Genomic DNA, 17,125 nt, shown 5'->3' with positions numbered 1-17,125 from the left:
ACATCAGCGCCGCGCGGGCCCCCGGGTGTCACCGCCGCGCGGATCGGGGTGACGCTCACGCCCGCACCCCTTCGGTGAGGTGCCCGCCGAGGAACTGGGCGAGGGTGCCCACCGAGCGCAGGGCGGGCAGGAGTTGCTGTACGGAGACCTCGCCGAGGTGCGGCAGGCGGGCCTCGATGCGGTCCTTGAGCTGCATGATCATGACGGAGTCGAAGCCGAGGTCCTCGTAGAAGCGTGCGGAGTGCACGACCTGTTCCAGGGGGTACGAGCCGACCTCGGCGACCGCGTCGATCACCGCGGCGAGCACGGGGTCACGGTCCCGGGACACCGGGTCGGTCGTGGCCGGTTCGGCGGGCTCGGCCAGCGGGGACGTGGGGCGTGGCGGCGTCGCCGCGGGCCGGGCCTCGGGGGCCTGCTCGGTGCGCGGGGCCGGCGGGGCGGTCCAGTAGCGGTGCGCGGTGGAGAAGGAGTAGCCGCGCAGCTTCTCGCCGGAGCCGGCCGTGACCTCGGGGTCGTACAGCCGCTCCCAGTCGGGGTCGAGCCCGGTCCGGTACAACTGCGCGACGAGTTCAACGAGTTCGCTGCCTCCGGCCTCCGGTCCGGGCGCCGGGTGCAGGAACTCCACGCTCGTGGCGAGTCCGGCGCGTCCGGCGAGCGGCAGCAGCTGGGGGCGCGGCCCGATCTCCACGAGGTGGGTGGGCGCGCAGACAGTCTCCAGGTCGGCGAGGGCGTCCGCGAACAGCACCGGCGACTCGGCCTGGGCCGCCCAGTAGTCGGCGTCCATGCGCTCGGTGTCCGCGAGGAGTCTGCCGTACCGGGTGGAGAAGACCGGGATCTCGGGCGTCCGGGGTTCGGTGCTGCCTGCCGCCGCCCTGAGCCGGTCGAGCACCGGCCGCACCAGCGGCGAGTGGAAGGCTGCGGGCGCCTGGAGGTCACGGGCGCGTACCTGCGCCTCCTCCAGGGTCTCGGCGATCCGGGCGAGCGCCTCGGCGGTGCCGGACAGCACGGTGTCGCGCGGCCCGTTGAGCGCGGCGATGTGGGCCTGCGGCTCCTCGGCGAGCAGTTGCCGCAGCGCGTCGGGGCCGGCCTGCACGGAGAGCATCGCGCCGCCTTCCGGCAGCCCGTGCATCAGCCGGCCGCGCGCGGCCACCAGGTGCGCGGCCTCGTCGAGGGTGAGCACCCCGGCCGTGACGGCGGCCGCGAACTCGCCGACGCTGTGCCCGAGCACGGCGGCGGGCCGGACACCGAACGCGGTGAGGGTGGCGGCGAGGGCGTATGCGACGGCGAACAGGGCGGGCTGGGTGAGGTCCCCGGCCACACCGCGCTCGTCGCCGGCCAGCAGCAGGTCGCGCACGGAGGTGTCGACGTACGGCAGCAGCGCCGCGTCCGCCGCGTCGAGGTGCTGTCGGTAGGCGGCCGACTCGCGGTACAGGCCCGCGGTCATGCCGGCGTACTGGGCGCCCTGGCCGGTGAACAGGAAGGCCACGGACGGCCGGCTCCACGGCCGGTGCGCGACCTGCTCGGGCAGTCCGCCCGCGGCGGCCTCGCGCAGCGCGGCGGCCAGTTCCTCGGTGTCCCGGGCGGTGACCGCGAAGCGGTACGGCAGGCCGGTCTTGACCCGGTTGCTCTGCCGGCACAGCGCGGCGGCGGCCGTGCGCGGGCGCCGGGCGACGGCGTCGGCCTGCTCGGTGAGGTTGCGGATCAGGGCGCCCGGTGTGTCGGCGGTGAGCGTGAAGACGCCGGCGCCGGGCCGGGCGCGCTTGGCGGTGGTGCGCGGGGCGGGGCGCGGCGCGGAGCCGAGGACGGCGTGCGCGTTGGTGCCGCCCATGCCGAAGCTGGAGAGCCCGGCGACGACGGGTCCGGGCGGCAGCCGAAGCGGTGACTTCAGCAGTCTCAGACCCCGCTGGGCGAGCCTGAGCTGGGGGTTCTCGCGGTCCGCGAACCGGCTGGCGGGCACGATCCGGTGGTGCAGCGCGAGGGCGACCTTGATCAGCCCGGCGATCCCGGCGGCGCCCTCGGTGTGCCCGAGGTTGCCCTTGACGGAGCCGATCGCGCAGGGCTCGACACGGCCCTCGCCGTGCAGGCTGCCGAGGGCGGCGCACTCGATGGTGTCGCCGAGCGCGGTGCCGGTGCCGTGCGCCTCGACGAAGGTGACCTCGCGCGGCTCGACCCCGGCGCGCTTGCAGGCGGTGGCCACGACCTGTTCCTGGGACCAGCGGTTGGGCGCGGTGATGCCGTTGCTGCGGCCGTCCTGGTTGACGGCGGTGCCGCGGATGACGGCGTAGATCCGCTGTCCGTCGGCGACGGCGTCGGACAGCCGGCGCAGCACGACGAGGCCGACGCCCTCGCTGCGGCCGATCCCGTCGGCGAGCGCGCTGAACGGCTTGCAGCGCCCGTCGGCGGCGGCGAGTCCGAGCTGGTGGTAGACGAGCCCGAGCGCGGGCGACATGACGAGGTTGACGCCGCCGGCGAGTACGGTGTCGCACTCCCCCGACAGCAGCGCCCCGACCCCGAGGTGCACGGCGACGAGCGAGGACGAGCAGGCCGTGTCGACGGCCATGCTGGGCCCGGTGAAGCCGAGTTGGTAGGAGATCCGGTTCGCGGTCATGCCCGCGCTGCTGCCCGCGCCGAGCTGCGGCGTCACCCGGTCGTAGTCGCCCAGGTGCAATCGCCCCCACTCGCCGCCCATCACGCCGACGTAGACGCCGGTGCCGCTGCCGGCCAGCGAGCCGGGCGCCACGCCCGAGTCCTCCACCGCCCGCCACGCGCTGTGCAGCAGCAGCCGCTGCTGCGGGTCCATGGCGGCCGCCTCGCGCGGCGGCACGGAGAAGAAGTCGTTGTCGAACACGTCGGCGCCGTCGAGGAACCCGCCGCGCGCCAGCCCGGCGCGGGCGGCCCCGTCGGCGGCCGGGAAGGCGGCCGGGTCCCACCGCTCGGTCGGTACGTCCCCGATCGCGTCGCCGCCGCGCAGCAGCAGCTCCCAGTACGCGTCGGTGTCCCGCGCGAGCGGGAAGGCGCAGTCGATCCCGACGATCGCGACGCCGTCGCCGTACGCCGGCCCGTGCGCCATCACCGCTCCTCGCGCGCGTCGGCCACCGCCAGCTCCGTCGCCAGGAACCCCAGCAGGCTCTGCACGGTGGGGTGGTCCCACAGCAGGGTCGGCTCCACCACCAGGCCGAACTCGTCCTCCAGGTCACCGCACAGGCTCAGCGCGCACACCGAGTCCATGCCGTACTCGGCCAGCGGCACGGTGGGGTCGATGGTCTCCGCGTCCCTGCCCAGGTAGAGCGCGACCCGGTCGAGCAGCCAGCCGCGCGGCAGGACGTGGTCGGGTACGGGAGACGGTGTCTGCCTGGTCGGTACGTTCATGGCCGAACGCCTTTCGGTGGGATTCGCCGGGCCGGGACGCGGGGCTTGGGCCGCGTTCATCCCGGCAGCGGGGTGTCGTAGAGGTCGTAGCTGCGGCGGTCGCTGAAGCGCAGTTGCACCTCGTGGCGGACCCGCAGTTCGCACTCGGCCGGCAGGTCGGGCGCGGGGGCGCCGAGGCGGCGGGCGATGCGGTGCAGCGCGGCCGCGGCCCAGGCCGGGTCGGCGAGGAACGGGTCGGAGCCGTCCTGGTTGTGCCGCCACACGCCGAGCACCGCGGAGGCGGCGAGCAGATGGGCGTAGCGGTCCATCAGCGGGAACGGCGCGGCACCCGGTTCCGGGCCGAGGGCGAGCACCCGGGCGCGCAGGTCGCGGAACTCGTCGACGAGGCCGAGCGCGAGGTCGCGCAGCGCGTGCTCGACGGCGCCGCGCCCCGGCGTCTCGGCGGCCACCGCGAGCAGGGTGGCGCTGAGGCTGTCCTGCCCGCAGGCCAGGCTGAGCCGCGCCAGGTCGTACGAGGGCAGCGGGTCGCGCGGCCGGAACAGACCGGCCGGCGCCTCGTCCTCGACGAACCACGACCGCCGTGCCAGCCGCGGCAGTTGCGGGATCACGGTGCTCTGGCAGGCGACGGACCCGGCGTGCCCCAGGGTGACGACGGGCAGGTCCCGGACGTGCTTCTGGAAGATGCCGAGGGTGCCCTCGCGGGTGTAGAAGCCGGCGCCGAGGACGATCGACAGGTCGTACATCGTCTCGGTGAGGACGCGCGGCAGCAGGTACTTCACGGCCGCGGAGTAGACGCTGGTCTCCTCCGGCAGGATGTGGATGGCCCGGGTGGCGACGGTGGCGAGGGCGTCGTACAGCAGCAGGTTGACGAAGGCTCCGGTGATGGTGGCCGCGGTGCGCTGCGAGTCGGAGCCGCCGGTGGACCAGCCGCCGCCGCGGTGCTCGTGGTCGAAGGCGACGGCGGTGCGCAGGCTGGTGTCGACGGCGGCGAGCACCATCGACGAGATGACGGTGCGGGTGATCTGGAAGGAGCGCAGCGCGATCGGCACCCCGTCGCCGACGGGGCCGAGCAGGGCGCTCTCCGGGACCGGGCAGTCGTCGAAGTCGACCCCGCCGAACACACAGCCGCGCAGCCCGAGGGAGGTGTGCCGGCGCAGCAGTTCGGCCCGCCCCTCGGGGAACCGGGCCGGGTCGAGCAGCAGCGCGGTGTGGCTGCGGCGGCCGGGGGACGGGTCGGTCCGGGCGAACAGCACCAGCGCGTCGGCCCGGTCGAGGTTGTTGATGACGGGCTTGCGTCCGCTGAGCAGGAGTCCGCCGTCCGCGCCGCGCCGGGCGGAGACCTGGCTGCGGACGTAGTCGTTGCTGTGGGCGGTCTCCAGCTGCGCGATGGCGGCGCGCGAACCCTGGAGCATCTGGCCCGCCAGCGCGCTCTGCTGATCCGGGGTCCCGGCCATCCACACGTCGGCGGCGGCCATGAAGGACATGGCGCCGTATCCCATGCCGAGGCCCACGTCCCGCCGGAAGACCGGGCGCATGACGCGGACCAGGGTGTCCATCGACTCCAGGCGCCCGCCCAGTTCCACGGGCACGTACTCGTGGTGCATGCCGAACCGGTCCAGGGCGTCCTCGCCGGCCTCGCTGCGCACGGCGTCCCGGTCGGCCTCCAGCAGGGCCGCGTAGCCGCGCGGGTTGGCGCTGTCGCCGGGGTCGCCGAGCAGTTCCTCCACGGCGGCCACCCGGCGCTGCGCCTCGGCCTCGCGCACCGGCGCGGCGGTGACGGTCACCATGCGCCACCGCCGCCGGCCGACTGGAGCAATCCCTGCCCGAGCAGGACGTCCCCGGCCCGCACGAGCGCGCGGACGGCCGGGTCGAACACCTCGTACTCGCCGTGCACCTCGCCGGCCAGGAACTCCCGCCGCATGAGGGTGCGTTGCACCTTGCCGCTCGTGGTGCGGCGCACGGTGCCCGGCCGCACCAGCAGCACGTTGCCCGCGGGCACGTGGAACTCCTTGCCCACCAACGCCTGGATGCGCTGGGCGAGTTCACGCAGCTGTGCCTCTTCCAGCTGCTCGCCCCTGACCTCCTGCACGAGGACGAGCTGCTCGCGTCCCGCCTCCACGGAGAACGCGGCGCCGGTGCCGGCGGCGAGCGCCGGGTGCAGGCTCCTGACGGCGTACTCCACGTCCTGCGGGTAAACGTTCCGCCCGTTCAGGATGACGACTTCCTTCAGCCGCCCGGTGACATACAGCTGCCCGTCGTCGAGGACGCCGAGGTCGCCGGTGCGCAGGAATCCGCCCTCACCGCCCTGCAGGACGCCCCGGAAGGCCGCCTCGCTCTCCTCCGGCTTGCCGTAGTACCCGGCGGCCACGCTCTCGCCGCGCAGCCAGATCTCACCGACGGCCCCCTCCGGCAGCTCCCGGTAGCCGACGGGGTCGACGACGCGGACGTCGAAGTCGGTGACCCGCCCGCTGCTCACCAGGGTCCTGCTCTCCGCGCCCGGCTCGGCGGGCGCGACGACGTCGCGGGCGAGCGCGGCCGCGTCGGCCTCGCGCCGCCGGAACGCCTCACCGCGCACGCCGCCCGAGACCACGAGGGTGGCCTCGGCGAGCCCGTAGCAGGGATACATCGCCTCGGCGCTCAGGCCCGCGGCGGCGAACCGGCGGGCGAACGCGTCGAGCGTGTCGGCGCGCACCGGCTCGGCCCCGTTGAGCGCCAGCCGCCAGCGGGACAGGTCGAGGCGGCCGATCTGCTCGTCCGTGACCCGGCGCAGCGCGAGGTCGTAGCAGAAGTTGGGACCGCCGCCGATGGTGACGCCGTACCGGTCGATGGCCTGCAGCCAGCGCACGGGGCGCTTGATGAACGCGGTCGGCGAGAGCATCACGGACGCGCTGCCCAGCCAGAGGGGGTGCAGCAGATGCGCGATGAGCCCCATGTCGTGGTACAGCGGCAGCCAGCCGCCGAAGCGGTCGTCGGCGGTGGTCCCCAACACCCGTTGCAGGGCGGCCTGGTTGGCCATCAGGTTCCGGTGGGTGACCATCACACCGCGCGGCTCGGACACGGAACCGGAGGTGTACTGCAGGAAGGCGAGGTCGTCGGGCCGGGTCGCGGGCGGCTGCCACGCGTCCTCGCCCGTCTCACCCAGGGCGTCGCTCGCCACGCACACGACGTCGTCGCGGCCCTCGGTCGCCAGCCACAGTGCGACGTCCGGCGCGCTCGCCCGGTCCGTGAGCACGACCGGCGCCTTGCAGTCGCGCAGCATCGCCGAGCTCCGCCCGAGCCGGCCCTTGGCACCCCCGTCGGGCAGCGGCGCGGGCACGGCGACGGCACCGCTGTAGAGGCAGCCGACGAACGCCTTCAGGAACTCCAGGCTGCCCGGGTACATGAGCAGCACGGGCCGGCCCTCGACCCCGTGCGCCCGCAGCGCCCCGGCGACGCGGCGCGCCGCGCGGTCCAGTTCCCCGTACGTCAGCCGCTCGGCCTCCGGGCCGTCCTTCGCGTCGCGGAGTTGGATGTGTACGTCATCGCCCGCGAACTCGGCGCACCGCGCCCGGACGAGGTCGGTGAAAGTGGCGAAGCGTGACAACTGCATCCCCCTCGCATGTCCCGCATGGTTCGCGTATCCATGTCGGAGGGATCGTCCGGCGCCGGCCTAAAGGGGCGCTTGCATGCACATTCCAGGGAAATCGCGAAGCGCCCGCGCGGGCGGTGTCAGTCGCCGGGCCGGGGCGGAGCCGTCGTGCCGCGCACTTCGAGGAAGGGCACGACGAGGTCGACCTCGCGCGGGCGCTGAGGGTCCTCGATCCGCTCCAGCAGCCGCTGGGCCGCGCGGCGGCCGACGTCGTGGCTCGCGGTGTCCACGGTGGTCAGCCACAGATGACGCAGCCGGGAGAGATAGGTGTTGTCGTAGCCGACGAGGGAGAGGTCGTCCGGGACCCGCAGCCCGCTCTCCTCGGCGGCCGACAGCCCGCCGACGCAGGCCACGTCGTTGACCGCGAAGACGGCGGTGGGCCGCCGCGCCCGCCCCAGGAGACGGACCATGGCCCGGTAGCCGCCCTCCTCGGTGAGGTCGCCCTGTTCCACGACCGCGCCGCCGGCCAGGCCGTGCTCGCGCACAGTGGCCTCGAAGCTGCGGCGGCGCAGTTCGCCGACCGCGCCCCGGCCGGCGATGTGGGCGATGTGCCGGTGGCCGAGCCCGATGAGGTGCTCGGTGGCGAGGCGGGCGCCGTGCTCGTCGTCGTTGGTGACGACGTCCACGCCGGGCAGGTCCGGCTCGCGGGTGCCGGCGACGACGGTGGGGACCTGCGCTGCGGCGTTCCGCAGCGCCTGGGGGTCGCGCAGGGTACCGACGGCGACCAGGCCGTCGACCCGCAGTTCGGTGAACGTGCGGGTGAGGTCCTCGCCGAGCCGCCGGTTCAGGTGCCCGTCCGCGAGCAGCATGTGCAGGCCGCTGTCGTACAGCCGCGCGTTCAGCCCTTCGAGGAGTTCCACGAACCACGGGTTGCGCATGTCGTTCAGCAGGACGCCGACGGTGCGGGTGCGCCGCTCGCTCAGGCTGCGCGCGGCGGCGTTCGGCCGGTAGCCGAGTTCCTCGACGGCGGCGAGGACGGCCGCGCGCTTCTCGGGGCGCACGCTCTCGGCGCCGCGCAGCACCAGCGAGACCAGGGACTTGGACACGCCCGCGCGCGCGGCGACGTCTCGTATGGTCGGAGTCCTCATGCTGTGGACCGTTCCACAAGCATCCCCGCTTGTAAAGCCCTCCCCCACGCTTCCTGCACCCCTTGACACCTGCCCGAAAGAGCACTCATCGTGGGCCAGCAGGATTTTGGATCGGTCCAAAGAAGGGCTGTCATGGTGAATACGCTCGGGATCGCCGTCGTGGGATTCGGCTGGATGGGCCGGGTGCACACCCAGGCGTACGCGCGCCTGCCGCACCACTTCCCGGAGCTGACCGTGCGGCCGGAGCTGGTCGCCGTCGCCGACGAGGTGCCCGGCCGGGCCGAGGAGGCCGTGCGGCAGTACGGCTTCGCCTCCGCCCTGCGCGACTGGCGCGAGGTGGCCGCCGACCCGCGCGTGCGGGCCGTCAGCATCACCGCGCCCAACTTCCTGCACCGCGAGATCGGCGTCGCGATGGCCGAGGCGGGCAAGCACATCTGGATCGAGAAGCCGGTCGGGCTGACGGCCGAGGACGCCCGCGCGGTCGCCGACGCGGTCGCCAAGGCCGGCGTCCACGGCGCGGTCGGCTTCAACTACCGCAACGCGCCCGCCGTGGAGACCGCCCGCGACCTGATCGCGGCCGGCGAGATCGGCACCGTCACCCACGTCCGCATCCGCCTCTTCAGCGACTACGCCGCCCACCCCGACGGCGCCCTGACCTGGCGGTACGAGCGGGCGCGCGGCGGCAGCGGGGTCCTCGGCGACCTCGCCTCGCACGGCGTCGACCTGGCCCGCTTCCTGCTCGGCGAGATCGAGGCGCTGACCGCCGACACCGCGGTGTTCGTCCCCGAGCGGGCCCGCCCGACCGGTGCCACCGCCGGTCACACGCGCGCCTCGGGCGGTGCGCTCGGCCCGGTCGAGAACGAGGACTACGTCAACTGCCTGCTCCGCTTCGCCTCCGGCGCCCGCGGCGTACTGGAGGCCTGCCGGGTGTCGGTCGGCGAGCAGAACAACTACGGCTTCGAGATCCACGGCACCGAGGGCGCCGTCTTCTGGGACTTCCGCCGCATGGGCGAGCTGGGCGTCAGCCGCGGCACCTCGTACCAGGACCAGCCGGTCAGCACGGTGTACGTCGGCCCCGGCCACGGCGAGTACGGCGCGTTCCAGCCGGGGTCGGCCACGAGCATGGGCTACGACGACCTCAAGGTCGTCGAGGCGCAGCGCTTCCTGCGCTCGATCGCCGAGGACACCCCGCACGGGGCGACCCTCGGCGACGCCGTGGCGAGCGCGGTCGCCCTGGACGCCATGAGCCGCTCCGCGGAGCGGGGGTCGTGGGTGACGGTGGACTGAACGCCGCGCCACGGCACTTTGACGCACCGTCGGCGTGTCAGGCGCCCTCGTCACCCCGCGGCTCGACACGAAAGTCGAACGCGAGGGTCCCGGGATCCAGGGCCGTCGCCCCGCCGTCGACGGTGAGGACGGCGCCGTTGACGTACGAGGCGGCCGGGGACAGCAGCCAGCCGATCGCCTCCGCCACCTCCCGGGGCTCACCCGGCCGCCCCAGGGGCAGCGGCCTGGTGGCCTCCTCGTAGGCGGCCTCCACGCCGCCCTCCCCCAGTCCGGTCTCCGCGGCGAAGCGGGCCATGCGCCGGTCGGCCATCTCGGTCCGCACCCAGCTGGGACACACGGTGTTGGCCCGCACGCCCCGACGCCCGTAATCGACCGCGACGGAACGGCAGAGCTGGAGCAGGGCGGCCTTGGACGTGGCGTACGGGGCGTTGCCCGTGCCGTTGCGCAGCGCGGACACCGAGGCTACGGCGACGACCGCTCCCCTCGCCTCCAACAGGTGCGGAATCGCGGCGCGCAGGAGCAGCAGCGGGCCGGTGACGTTGATACGCATCACCTCGTCCCAGTCCTCCAACGACAGGTCCCCCACGGCCCCGCCCCGCCCGACGCCCGCGTTCAGCACGACCCCGTCGATGCGCCCGTACGCCCCCAGGGCGGCCCGGACGAGCCCGTCCGCCGCCTCCGGGTCCCCCACATCGGACGGATACGCGAGCGCCCCGATCTCCCGTTCGAGCCGCCGCAGAGGCTCACTCCGCCGCCCGGAGACGACGACCTGATGCCCCTCCTCCCGCAACAGCCGGGCGGTGGCTTCCCCGATCCCCGTACCTCCACCGCTCACGACGACAACTCGCTTGCCACTCATAGCTGTTCAGGCCCCTCCCACACGGAACAACCCACCGCGCCCGAGCCTAGATCCCGTTGATCAACTCCTGACGACTTTGCGCCAGAGCCCTTCTGAATGCCCTTCAGCTGCCCTTGGGCCGACTCCGATGACGGATGCCGACTCGGGTCCCCCGAACAGAGGCCTCCCATCGTTACCGAAGCCATTGGGCCGTTCGAAGGAGTTGAGGCAGCGAGACCGCCAAGGGTGTCACGGACCGTCAGCTGCTCCTCTTTCCTGCTCACAGCGTGATTCGGAGCCGGGACAGGGCTGGCGCCGGAGCCCCTCCCCAGCGTCGATGGCCCATACAAGGGAGAGTTACGTATATATCTGCAATTTGTAACGCAAATCATTTCGCTGATCTCGTGTCGCCGCGGAGGGTCACAGTGTGGGGCCTCGGCACCCAGCCGGGACTTTTGGATCGCACGCCCGGCCCCGACCGGGGCGGATGTGCACGAACGTGAGGTGACAGATTCATGTCTGTTTCTCGTACGGCGGTCCGCCTGATCGCCACCTGTGTGGCGACGGGCGCCCTCGTCGGCGTGGCCGCCATGCCGGCCCTGGCCGCCGGAGCCGGCCGTGATCGCGACGACGGGAGGAGTTACTCGCACAGCGACAGGAACGGCCACGACCACGACGGTCACTTCGGCGACCGGGACCGCGGCCGGGGCTGGGACCGAGGCCACGACTGGGACCGGGACCGCGGCCGGGGCTGGGACTGGGACCACCACGGCTGGGACCGAGGCCGGGACCGGGACCGGGGCTGGCACCACGGCTGGTACGACGACCGGCACTGGGACCACGACCGCTACCACGGCCACCGCTAGCCGGCCTTGAAGGCTGTGCTGTAGCGCGGGGACCGACCCCTCTTTGCCACCCGTCGTCATAGTCGGCACGGCCGCTGGACTTCGCCGGAGGGCCGAAGACCGTGTCTTTGCGGTGTTCGGCCCTCCGACCATGAGTCGCCCCGTACGGCCGTTGCCCGAGCGGCGCACCGCCGGTTCGGGGGCTCGCGGTCCGGCGTACGCGAAGTACAGCCTCCCCTGGCCGACCACATTGGTGGTGGACGATGACACGCTGCTGAGCGATCCGCTGGAGCCCAACATGGGGGACCGCCACTGGATCGCATGCCGACATATCGGGCGGCTCGGAGCCTCCCGCGGAGTGCCGGTCGAAGGTACGCCCATGCCTGGCCGACTCGTCGATCGACTGACGGAGGAAGCGAGAAGGCCGCCGCGAATCCTGACACTGGGAACGCATGACTGCGAGTTCTGCGACGATGAGGACGGGCGTGGCGGCAACGGAGAAATCCACCGGTACTCGAACTGGATTGCGGCCGGAGAGATCGACGATAGGGCGGCCCATTCTCACCTGTCTCCAGCGACTCGGCACGTCGTAGCCGAGCAATGCGCCCGGCGTAATACCCGAAGCTCGACGGCGACCCTGGATGCGATATGGGAACTGGCAAGAGGGCCGTCGAGTCGCCTATGGGCTATCGCCTGTGCCCGGCTGGCTGACACTCACTGCCAGGGCAAGGACCACGCCGGCGCGGACCGGCGGACCGCTTGCCCGACGCTCCGCCGGAATCACCGAACCAGCAGGTCAGACTGCCTTTGCGGCAGGCTCCAGAATCGCCACGCACTCCACATGATGCGTCATCGGAAACAGATCGAACGCCCGCAGCGTCCGCACCCGGTACCCGCCCTCCCGGAAGTAGGCCAAGTCGCGGGCCAGGGCCGCCGGATCGCAGGCGACGTAGGCGATCCGGCGGGCGCCCAGCGACGTCAGATGGGCGACCGTGTTGCGGCCGGCCCCGGCCCGCGGCGGGTCCAGGACGATGAGGTCGACCTCGGTGATGCCGGTGCGCGGGAGGACCGACTCGACCTTGCCCTGCTCGATGCGGACCCGGGGGAAGTCGGCGAGGTTGTGCCGCGCGTCCTCCACGGCGCGCTTGCCGGACTCGATGCCGAGGACCGCGCCCTTCTCGCCGAGGCGGTCGGCGAGGGCGCCGGCGAAGAGGCCGACGCCGCAGTACAGGTCGAGGGCCATCTCGCCCTTGCGCGGGAGCAGGCCCTGCATGACCGCCGTCACCAGGGTGTCCGCCGCCTTCGGGTGGACCTGCCAGAAGCCGCCGCTGCCCACGCGGTGGGTGCGGCCGTCGGCGCGCTCGCGCACGAACGCGCGGCCGTGGACGCGGTGGATGCCGCCGTCCTTCTCGTCGACGCGCATGACGGAGACGGGCCGGTCGAGCTCGACGAGCGGCAGCCGGGCGCCGGGCCGTGGCTCCAGGATCACCATGCGGTCCTGGGATCCCGTCGCGGCGATCGCCTCCACGGACGCCATGCCCGCCCAGTCCCGGTCCTCGATGCCGAGCTCGCTGACACCGGGCGCGGCGATCATGCAGTGCTCGATCGGTTCGACCTCGTGCGAGCGGTGGCGGCGCAGTCCGGCGTTGCCGTCGGCGTCCACCGCGTACTGCACCCGCGTCCGCCACTGGGGCACCTCGCCCGCCGGCAGCTTGTCGCCCTCGGCCGGCATCACCGTGCCGTCCCAGCCCGCCTCCTCGGGCGTGAGGCCCGCGAGCCGCTGCAGCTGCTCGGCGATCACCTCGCCCTTGAAGCGGCGCTGGGCGCCGGGCTTGGCGTGCTGCCAGTCACAGCCGCCGCAGCGCCCAGGGCCCGCGTACGGGCAGGGCGCCTCGACGCGGTCCTTGGACGCGGACAGGATCTCGACCGCGTCCGCGCGCAGGAAGCGGGCCCCCTCCTCGCCCTCGGTCACCCGGGCCACGACCCGCTCGCCCGGCAGCGTGTGCCGGACGAACAGGACCTGTCCCTCGGACGTACGGGCGATGCAGTGGCCGCCATGGGCGACGGGGCCGACCTCGACCTCGTACTCCTCCCCCACCAGCGACTTCTTCGGTTCTGCCTGCATGGCGGGGTGACTCCACAACTGATGAGAGGGACGGCCGGCCGACAGGTCGGCCGGACAACAGCCCACCAGTCTAGTTCCTGGTGGTCGGCTCCTTCGCCCGCTCCCCCTGCGCCGGTCCGCGCCGCACCGCACCCGGCGCGTTCCACTCCTGCCGCTTGCGGGCCCGGACCTTGGCCGCCTCGGAGGACTCCAGCTGGTACGGCACCGAGGTCACCATGACGCCCGCGGTGAACAGCAGACGGCCCTTGAGCCGCAGGGCGCTCTGGTTGTGCAGCAGGTGCTCGTACCAGTGGCCGACCACGTACTCGGGGATGATCACCGAGACCGCGTCACGCGGGGACTCGGCGCGCAGGCCCTTGACGTACTCGATGATCGGGCGCGTGATCTCGCGGTACGGCGAGTCCAGCACCTTCAGCGGTACGTCGATGCCGCGCCGCTCCCACTCGTCGCGCAGCGCCTTCGTCTCCGCCGGGTCGACGTTGACCGTGAGCGCCTCCAGGGTGTCGGAGCGCATCAGCTTGGCGTAGGCGAGGGCACGCAGGGTGGGGCGGTGGATCTTGGAGATCAGGACGACGGAGTGGACCCGGGAGGGCCGCACGCTGTCGTCGCTCGGGCCCTCGGGGGCGGCGATCTCCTCGGAGACCCGGTCGTAGTGGCGGCGGATCGCGGTCATCGTCGCGTAGAAGATGACCATGCCCAGCAGGGCCACCCAGGCGCCGTGCGTGAACTTGGTGACCAGGACGACGACCAGGACCAGGCCGGTGAAGAAGGCGCCGAACGCGTTGATCGCCCGGGAGCGGACCATGTGGCGGCGCTTGGCCTGGTCCTTCTCGGTGGCGAGGTGGCGGTTCCAGTGCCGGACCATGCCGGTCTGGCTGAGCGTGAAGGACACGAACACGCCGACGATGTACAGCTGGATCAGCCGGGTCGAGTCGGCGCCGTAGATCACGACCAGCAGGGCCGCCGCGCCCGCGAGCAGCACGATGCCGTTGGAGAACGCGAGGCGGTCGCCGCGGGTGTGCAGCTGGCGCGGGAGGTAGCGGTCCTGGGCGAGGATCGAGCCGAGCAGCGGGAAGCCGTTGTACGCCGTGTTCGCGGCCAGGAACAGGACCAGGGCGGTGGCGGCGGCGAGCAGGATGAACAGGAAGCTGCCCTTGCCGAAGACCGCCTCGGCGACCTGGGAGATCACCGGGTTCTGGACGTAGCCGGAGCCGACCGGGCTGCCGTTGTGGATCAGGTCGGTGGCCGGGTTCTCGGCCATGCGGACCTTGGTCGACATGGCGAGGGCGATGATGCCGCAGAACATGGTCACGGCCAGCAGGCCCATCATCGCGAGCGTGGTCGCCGCGTTCTTGGACTTGGGCTTGCGGAAGGCCGGAACGCCGTTGGAGATCGCCTCGACACCGGTGAGCGCCGCACAGCCGGAGGAGAAGGCGCGCAGCAGCAGGAAGACGAGGGCGAAGCCCGCCAGGCCCTGGTGTTCCGCCTTGATGTGGTAGTCGGCGGTCGGCGCGCGCATGGTGTCGCCGAGGATCAGGCCGCGGCAGGCACCCCACGCGATCATGATGAAGACGCCGCCGACGAACACGTACGTCGGGATCGCGAAGAGCTTGCCCGACTCCTTCACGCCGCGCAGGTTCATCAGCGTCAGCAGCACGATCACCACGGTGGCGCAGAGCACCTTGTGCTCAACGACGAAGGGGACCGCGGAGCCGAGGTTCTCGATGCCGGAGGCGATGGAGACGGCGACGGTCAGGACGTAGTCGACGAGCAGCGCGCTGGCGACGGTGAGGCCGGCCTTGGGGCCGAGGTTGGTCGTAGCCACCTCGTAGTCGCCGCCGCCGCTCGGATAGGCGTGCACATTCTGGCGGTAGGAGGCAACCACCGTGAACATCAGCACGACGACCGCGACCGCGATCCAGGGGCTGAAGTGGTACGCCGACACGCCCGCGATGGACAGGACCAGCAGCACCTCTCCCGGGGCGTAGGCCACGGAGGACAGCGGGTCGGAGGCGAAGACGGGGAGTGCGATGCGCTTCGGCAGGAGCGTTTCGCCCAGCCGGTCGCTGCGCAGCGCCCGCCCGATCAGAATCCGTTTGGGCACGTCGGTCAGTTTGGACACGACAGAGCATGGTAGGCCGTCGAACAGGCAATCGCCCACCCGCGTCTCACGATCTGCCTCACGAGTGAAATCGGACGCGACCGGAACTGCGGATTCCGTGGTCCGACCGCTCGCCGTGCCTAGATGGCAGACCCCGCCTGTCGCCGCCCCCAGGAGGTCCCATGCCCGCGACGGCAGAGCTGATCGGTGCCGCGGTCGCCCTCGTCGGCCTCGGAATCCTGACCGTGTACAGCGTGCGCAGTATCACCAGACGCTGATCGTCGGCGGCCGTCTGCCGCGATCACCGGAGGCTGATCACGCAATCTCAGCACAGGGGTGCCCGCCCAGGACGGTGCGTGTGTAGCTTGGGCCTCGGTCTGAGACCCTGATGGGGCTGAGCAGTAAATTCTGGACACCGGAAGGACGGTCGTGCACATCGTCATCATGGGCTGCGGAAGAGTGGGTTCCGCTCTCGCCCAGACCCTGGAGCAACAGGGGCACACGGTCGCCGTGATCGACCAGGACCCCACCGCCTTCCGCCGGCTGGGCCCGGGATTCGGCGGTCGCCGGGTCACCGGCGTCGGCTTCGACCAGGACACCCTGCGCGAGGCGGGCATCGAGGAGGCCGGCGCCTTCGCCGCCGTCTCCAGCGGTGACAACTCGAACATCATCTCCGCCCGGGTGGCCCGCGAGATGTTCGGCGTGGAGAACGTCGCGGCCCGCATCTACGACCCGCGCCGCGCCGAGGTCTACCAGCGCCTGGGCATCCCCACCGTGGCCACGGTCCGCTGGACCGCCGACCAGATGCTGCGCCGTCTGCTCCCCTCCGGTGCCGAGCCGCTGTGGCGCGACCCCACCGGGGGCGTCCAGCTCGCCGAGGTGCACGCCTCGGCCGACTGGGTGGGCCACAAGATCAGCAAGCTGCAGGAGGAGACGGGCGTCCGGGTGGCGTTCCTGACCCGGCTCGGGGAGGCGATCCTGCCCACCTCGCAGACGGTGCTGCAGGAGGGTGACCTGGTGCACGTCATGATGCGGACGGACGAGGTCGAGAAGGTCGAGGCGGCGTTCGCCGGGGGACCCGAAGAGGAGGGCGGTCACTGATGAGGGTCGCCATTGCCGGTGCCGGTGCGGTCGGCCGTTCGATCGCCGGCGAACTGCTGGAGAACGGCCACGAGGTCCTGCTGATCGACAAGGCCCCGACGGCCATCTCGGTCGAGCGCGTCCCGCAGGCCGAGTGGCTGCTGGCCGACGCCTGCGAGATCACCTCCCTGGACGAGGCCGCGCTCCAGCGCTGCAACGTCGTGATCGCCGCGACGGGCGACGACAAGGTCAACCTGGTGGTCTCGCTGCTCGCCAAGACGGAGTACGGCGTCCCGCGCGTCGTGGCCCGCGTGAACAACCCCAAGAACGAGTGGCTGTTCAACGAGTCCTGGGGCGTCGACGTGGCCGTCTCCACGCCGCGCCTGATGTCCGCCCTGGTCGAGGAGGCGGTGAGCGTCGGCGACCTGGTCCGGCTGCTGCGCTTCAGCCACGGCGACGCCAACCTCGTCGAGCTGACCCTCCCCGAGGAGTCGGCCCTGGCCGGCACCCAGGTCGGCGACGTCGAGTGGCCCGAGGACACCTCGCTGGTCACCATCATTCGGGGCACCCGCGTCCTGACCCCCACCAAGGACGACTCCCTGGAGGCGGGCGACGAACTCCTCTTCGTGGCCGCGCAGGCCCGCGAGGAGCAGCTGGAGGACCTGCTGTCGGTGCGCCGGGAGACCAGCTGATCTTTTGCAGCGCTGCGTGGAGGGGGGGGCCCGGAATAAAAGGGCCCCCCCCCAACAATAGAGCGGAAGGAG

Annotated in this window: 12 protein-coding genes; 4 read left to right on the top strand and 8 right to left on the bottom strand. The window is 72.5% G+C overall.

Going from position 1 to position 17,125, the window contains the following annotated elements; translation table 11 throughout:
* Positions 1-55: 55 nt before the first annotated feature.
* The 5 genes from ACWGKT_RS41000 to ACWGKT_RS40980 form a co-directional block, all read right to left on the bottom strand.
* Positions 56-3,070, bottom strand: a complete 3,015-nt coding sequence (locus ACWGKT_RS41000) for a type I polyketide synthase (protein WP_453277690.1) — start codon at positions 3,068-3,070, stop codon at positions 56-58.
* On the bottom strand, positions 3,070-3,369 hold the full coding sequence (locus tag ACWGKT_RS40995) for an acyl carrier protein (RefSeq protein ID WP_235454948.1): 300 nt from the start codon (positions 3,367-3,369) through the stop codon (positions 3,070-3,072). Before ACWGKT_RS40995 ends, ACWGKT_RS41000 begins: the two co-directional genes overlap by 1 nt.
* 56 nt (positions 3,370-3,425) lie before the next feature.
* Positions 3,426-5,156, bottom strand: a complete 1,731-nt coding sequence (locus ACWGKT_RS40990; protein ID WP_453277689.1) for an acyl-CoA dehydrogenase — start codon at positions 5,154-5,156, stop codon at positions 3,426-3,428.
* Positions 5,150-6,958, bottom strand: coding sequence for a fatty acyl-AMP ligase (locus ACWGKT_RS40985; protein ID WP_453277688.1), 1,809 nt, complete (start codon positions 6,956-6,958; stop codon positions 5,150-5,152). The genes ACWGKT_RS40990 and ACWGKT_RS40985 overlap by 7 nt, the downstream gene beginning before the upstream one ends.
* Positions 6,959-7,077: 119 nt before the next feature.
* The gene (locus ACWGKT_RS40980) at positions 7,078-8,085 is read right to left on the bottom strand and encodes a LacI family DNA-binding transcriptional regulator (protein ID WP_453277687.1); all 1,008 of its coding nucleotides are present in this window, start codon (positions 8,083-8,085) and stop codon (positions 7,078-7,080) included.
* 132 nt (positions 8,086-8,217) lie between these two features.
* Here ACWGKT_RS40980 and ACWGKT_RS40975 point away from each other — a divergent pair, with 132 nt between their 5' ends.
* On the top strand, positions 8,218-9,372 hold the full coding sequence (locus ACWGKT_RS40975) for a Gfo/Idh/MocA family protein (protein WP_453277686.1): 1,155 nt from the start codon (positions 8,218-8,220) through the stop codon (positions 9,370-9,372).
* A gap of 37 nt (positions 9,373-9,409) precedes the next feature.
* Here the strand turns inward: ACWGKT_RS40975 and ACWGKT_RS40970 are convergent, their stop codons facing one another.
* Positions 9,410-10,231: an SDR family NAD(P)-dependent oxidoreductase gene (locus ACWGKT_RS40970; protein WP_453277685.1), complete on the bottom strand. Its 822-nt coding sequence runs from the start codon at positions 10,229-10,231 to the stop codon at positions 9,410-9,412.
* A 494-nt stretch (positions 10,232-10,725) separates the two neighbouring features.
* Here ACWGKT_RS40970 and ACWGKT_RS40965 point away from each other — a divergent pair, with 494 nt between their 5' ends.
* Positions 10,726-11,076 carry a hypothetical protein gene (locus ACWGKT_RS40965; RefSeq protein ID WP_453277684.1) on the top strand — a complete coding sequence of 117 codons (351 nt, stop codon included), beginning with the start codon at positions 10,726-10,728 and terminating at the stop codon, positions 11,074-11,076.
* A 775-nt stretch (positions 11,077-11,851) separates the two neighbouring features.
* On the opposite strand, the gene ACWGKT_RS40960 is transcribed toward ACWGKT_RS40965, so the two are convergent.
* Positions 11,852-13,180 carry a class I SAM-dependent RNA methyltransferase gene (locus ACWGKT_RS40960; protein ID WP_453277683.1) on the bottom strand — a complete coding sequence of 443 codons (1,329 nt, stop codon included), beginning with the start codon at positions 13,178-13,180 and terminating at the stop codon, positions 11,852-11,854.
* Between the two features lie 70 nt (positions 13,181-13,250).
* Positions 13,251-15,302 (bottom strand): APC family permease, encoded by a 2,052-nt coding sequence (locus ACWGKT_RS40955; protein WP_453277682.1) that lies wholly within the window; start codon positions 15,300-15,302, stop codon positions 13,251-13,253.
* Positions 15,303-15,710: 408 nt separating this feature from the next.
* Here ACWGKT_RS40955 and ACWGKT_RS40950 point away from each other — a divergent pair, with 408 nt between their 5' ends.
* Both ACWGKT_RS40950 and ACWGKT_RS40945 read left to right on the top strand, forming a co-directional pair.
* Positions 15,711-16,382: a potassium channel family protein gene (locus tag ACWGKT_RS40950; RefSeq protein ID WP_356150685.1), complete on the top strand. Its 672-nt coding sequence runs from the start codon at positions 15,711-15,713 to the stop codon at positions 16,380-16,382.
* Positions 16,382-17,053: a potassium channel family protein gene (locus ACWGKT_RS40945; RefSeq protein WP_356150683.1), complete on the top strand. Its 672-nt coding sequence runs from the start codon at positions 16,382-16,384 to the stop codon at positions 17,051-17,053. The genes ACWGKT_RS40950 and ACWGKT_RS40945 overlap by 1 nt, the downstream gene beginning before the upstream one ends.
* The last annotated feature ends 72 nt before the right edge of the window (positions 17,054-17,125 follow it).

This window comes from Streptomyces sp. NPDC054794 (genome assembly GCF_053611585.1).
The sequence above is the reverse complement of the archived record's forward strand: the minus strand, read 5'-3'. Positions and strand labels throughout refer to the sequence as shown.

Excerpts from the sequence above, each read along its gene's own strand:
- ACWGKT_RS41000 (WP_453277690.1), bottom strand. The coding sequence starts at position 3,070 with ATGGCGCACGGGCCGGCGTACGGCGACGGCGTCGCGATCGTCGGGATC.
- ACWGKT_RS40995 (WP_235454948.1), bottom strand. The coding sequence starts at position 3,369 with ATGAACGTACCGACCAGGCAGACACCGTCTCCCGTACCCGACCACGTC.
- ACWGKT_RS40990 (WP_453277689.1), bottom strand. The coding sequence starts at position 5,156 with ATGGTGACCGTCACCGCCGCGCCGGTGCGCGAGGCCGAGGCGCAGCGC.
- ACWGKT_RS40985 (WP_453277688.1), bottom strand. The coding sequence starts at position 6,958 with ATGCAGTTGTCACGCTTCGCCACTTTCACCGACCTCGTCCGGGCGCGG.
- ACWGKT_RS40980 (WP_453277687.1), bottom strand. The coding sequence starts at position 8,085 with ATGAGGACTCCGACCATACGAGACGTCGCCGCGCGCGCGGGCGTGTCC.
- ACWGKT_RS40975 (WP_453277686.1), top strand. The coding sequence starts at position 8,218 with ATGGTGAATACGCTCGGGATCGCCGTCGTGGGATTCGGCTGGATGGGC.
- ACWGKT_RS40970 (WP_453277685.1), bottom strand. The coding sequence starts at position 10,231 with ATGAGTGGCAAGCGAGTTGTCGTCGTGAGCGGTGGAGGTACGGGGATC.
- ACWGKT_RS40965 (WP_453277684.1), top strand. The coding sequence starts at position 10,726 with ATGTCTGTTTCTCGTACGGCGGTCCGCCTGATCGCCACCTGTGTGGCG.
- ACWGKT_RS40960 (WP_453277683.1), bottom strand. The coding sequence starts at position 13,180 with ATGCAGGCAGAACCGAAGAAGTCGCTGGTGGGGGAGGAGTACGAGGTC.
- ACWGKT_RS40945 (WP_356150683.1), top strand. The coding sequence starts at position 16,382 with ATGAGGGTCGCCATTGCCGGTGCCGGTGCGGTCGGCCGTTCGATCGCC.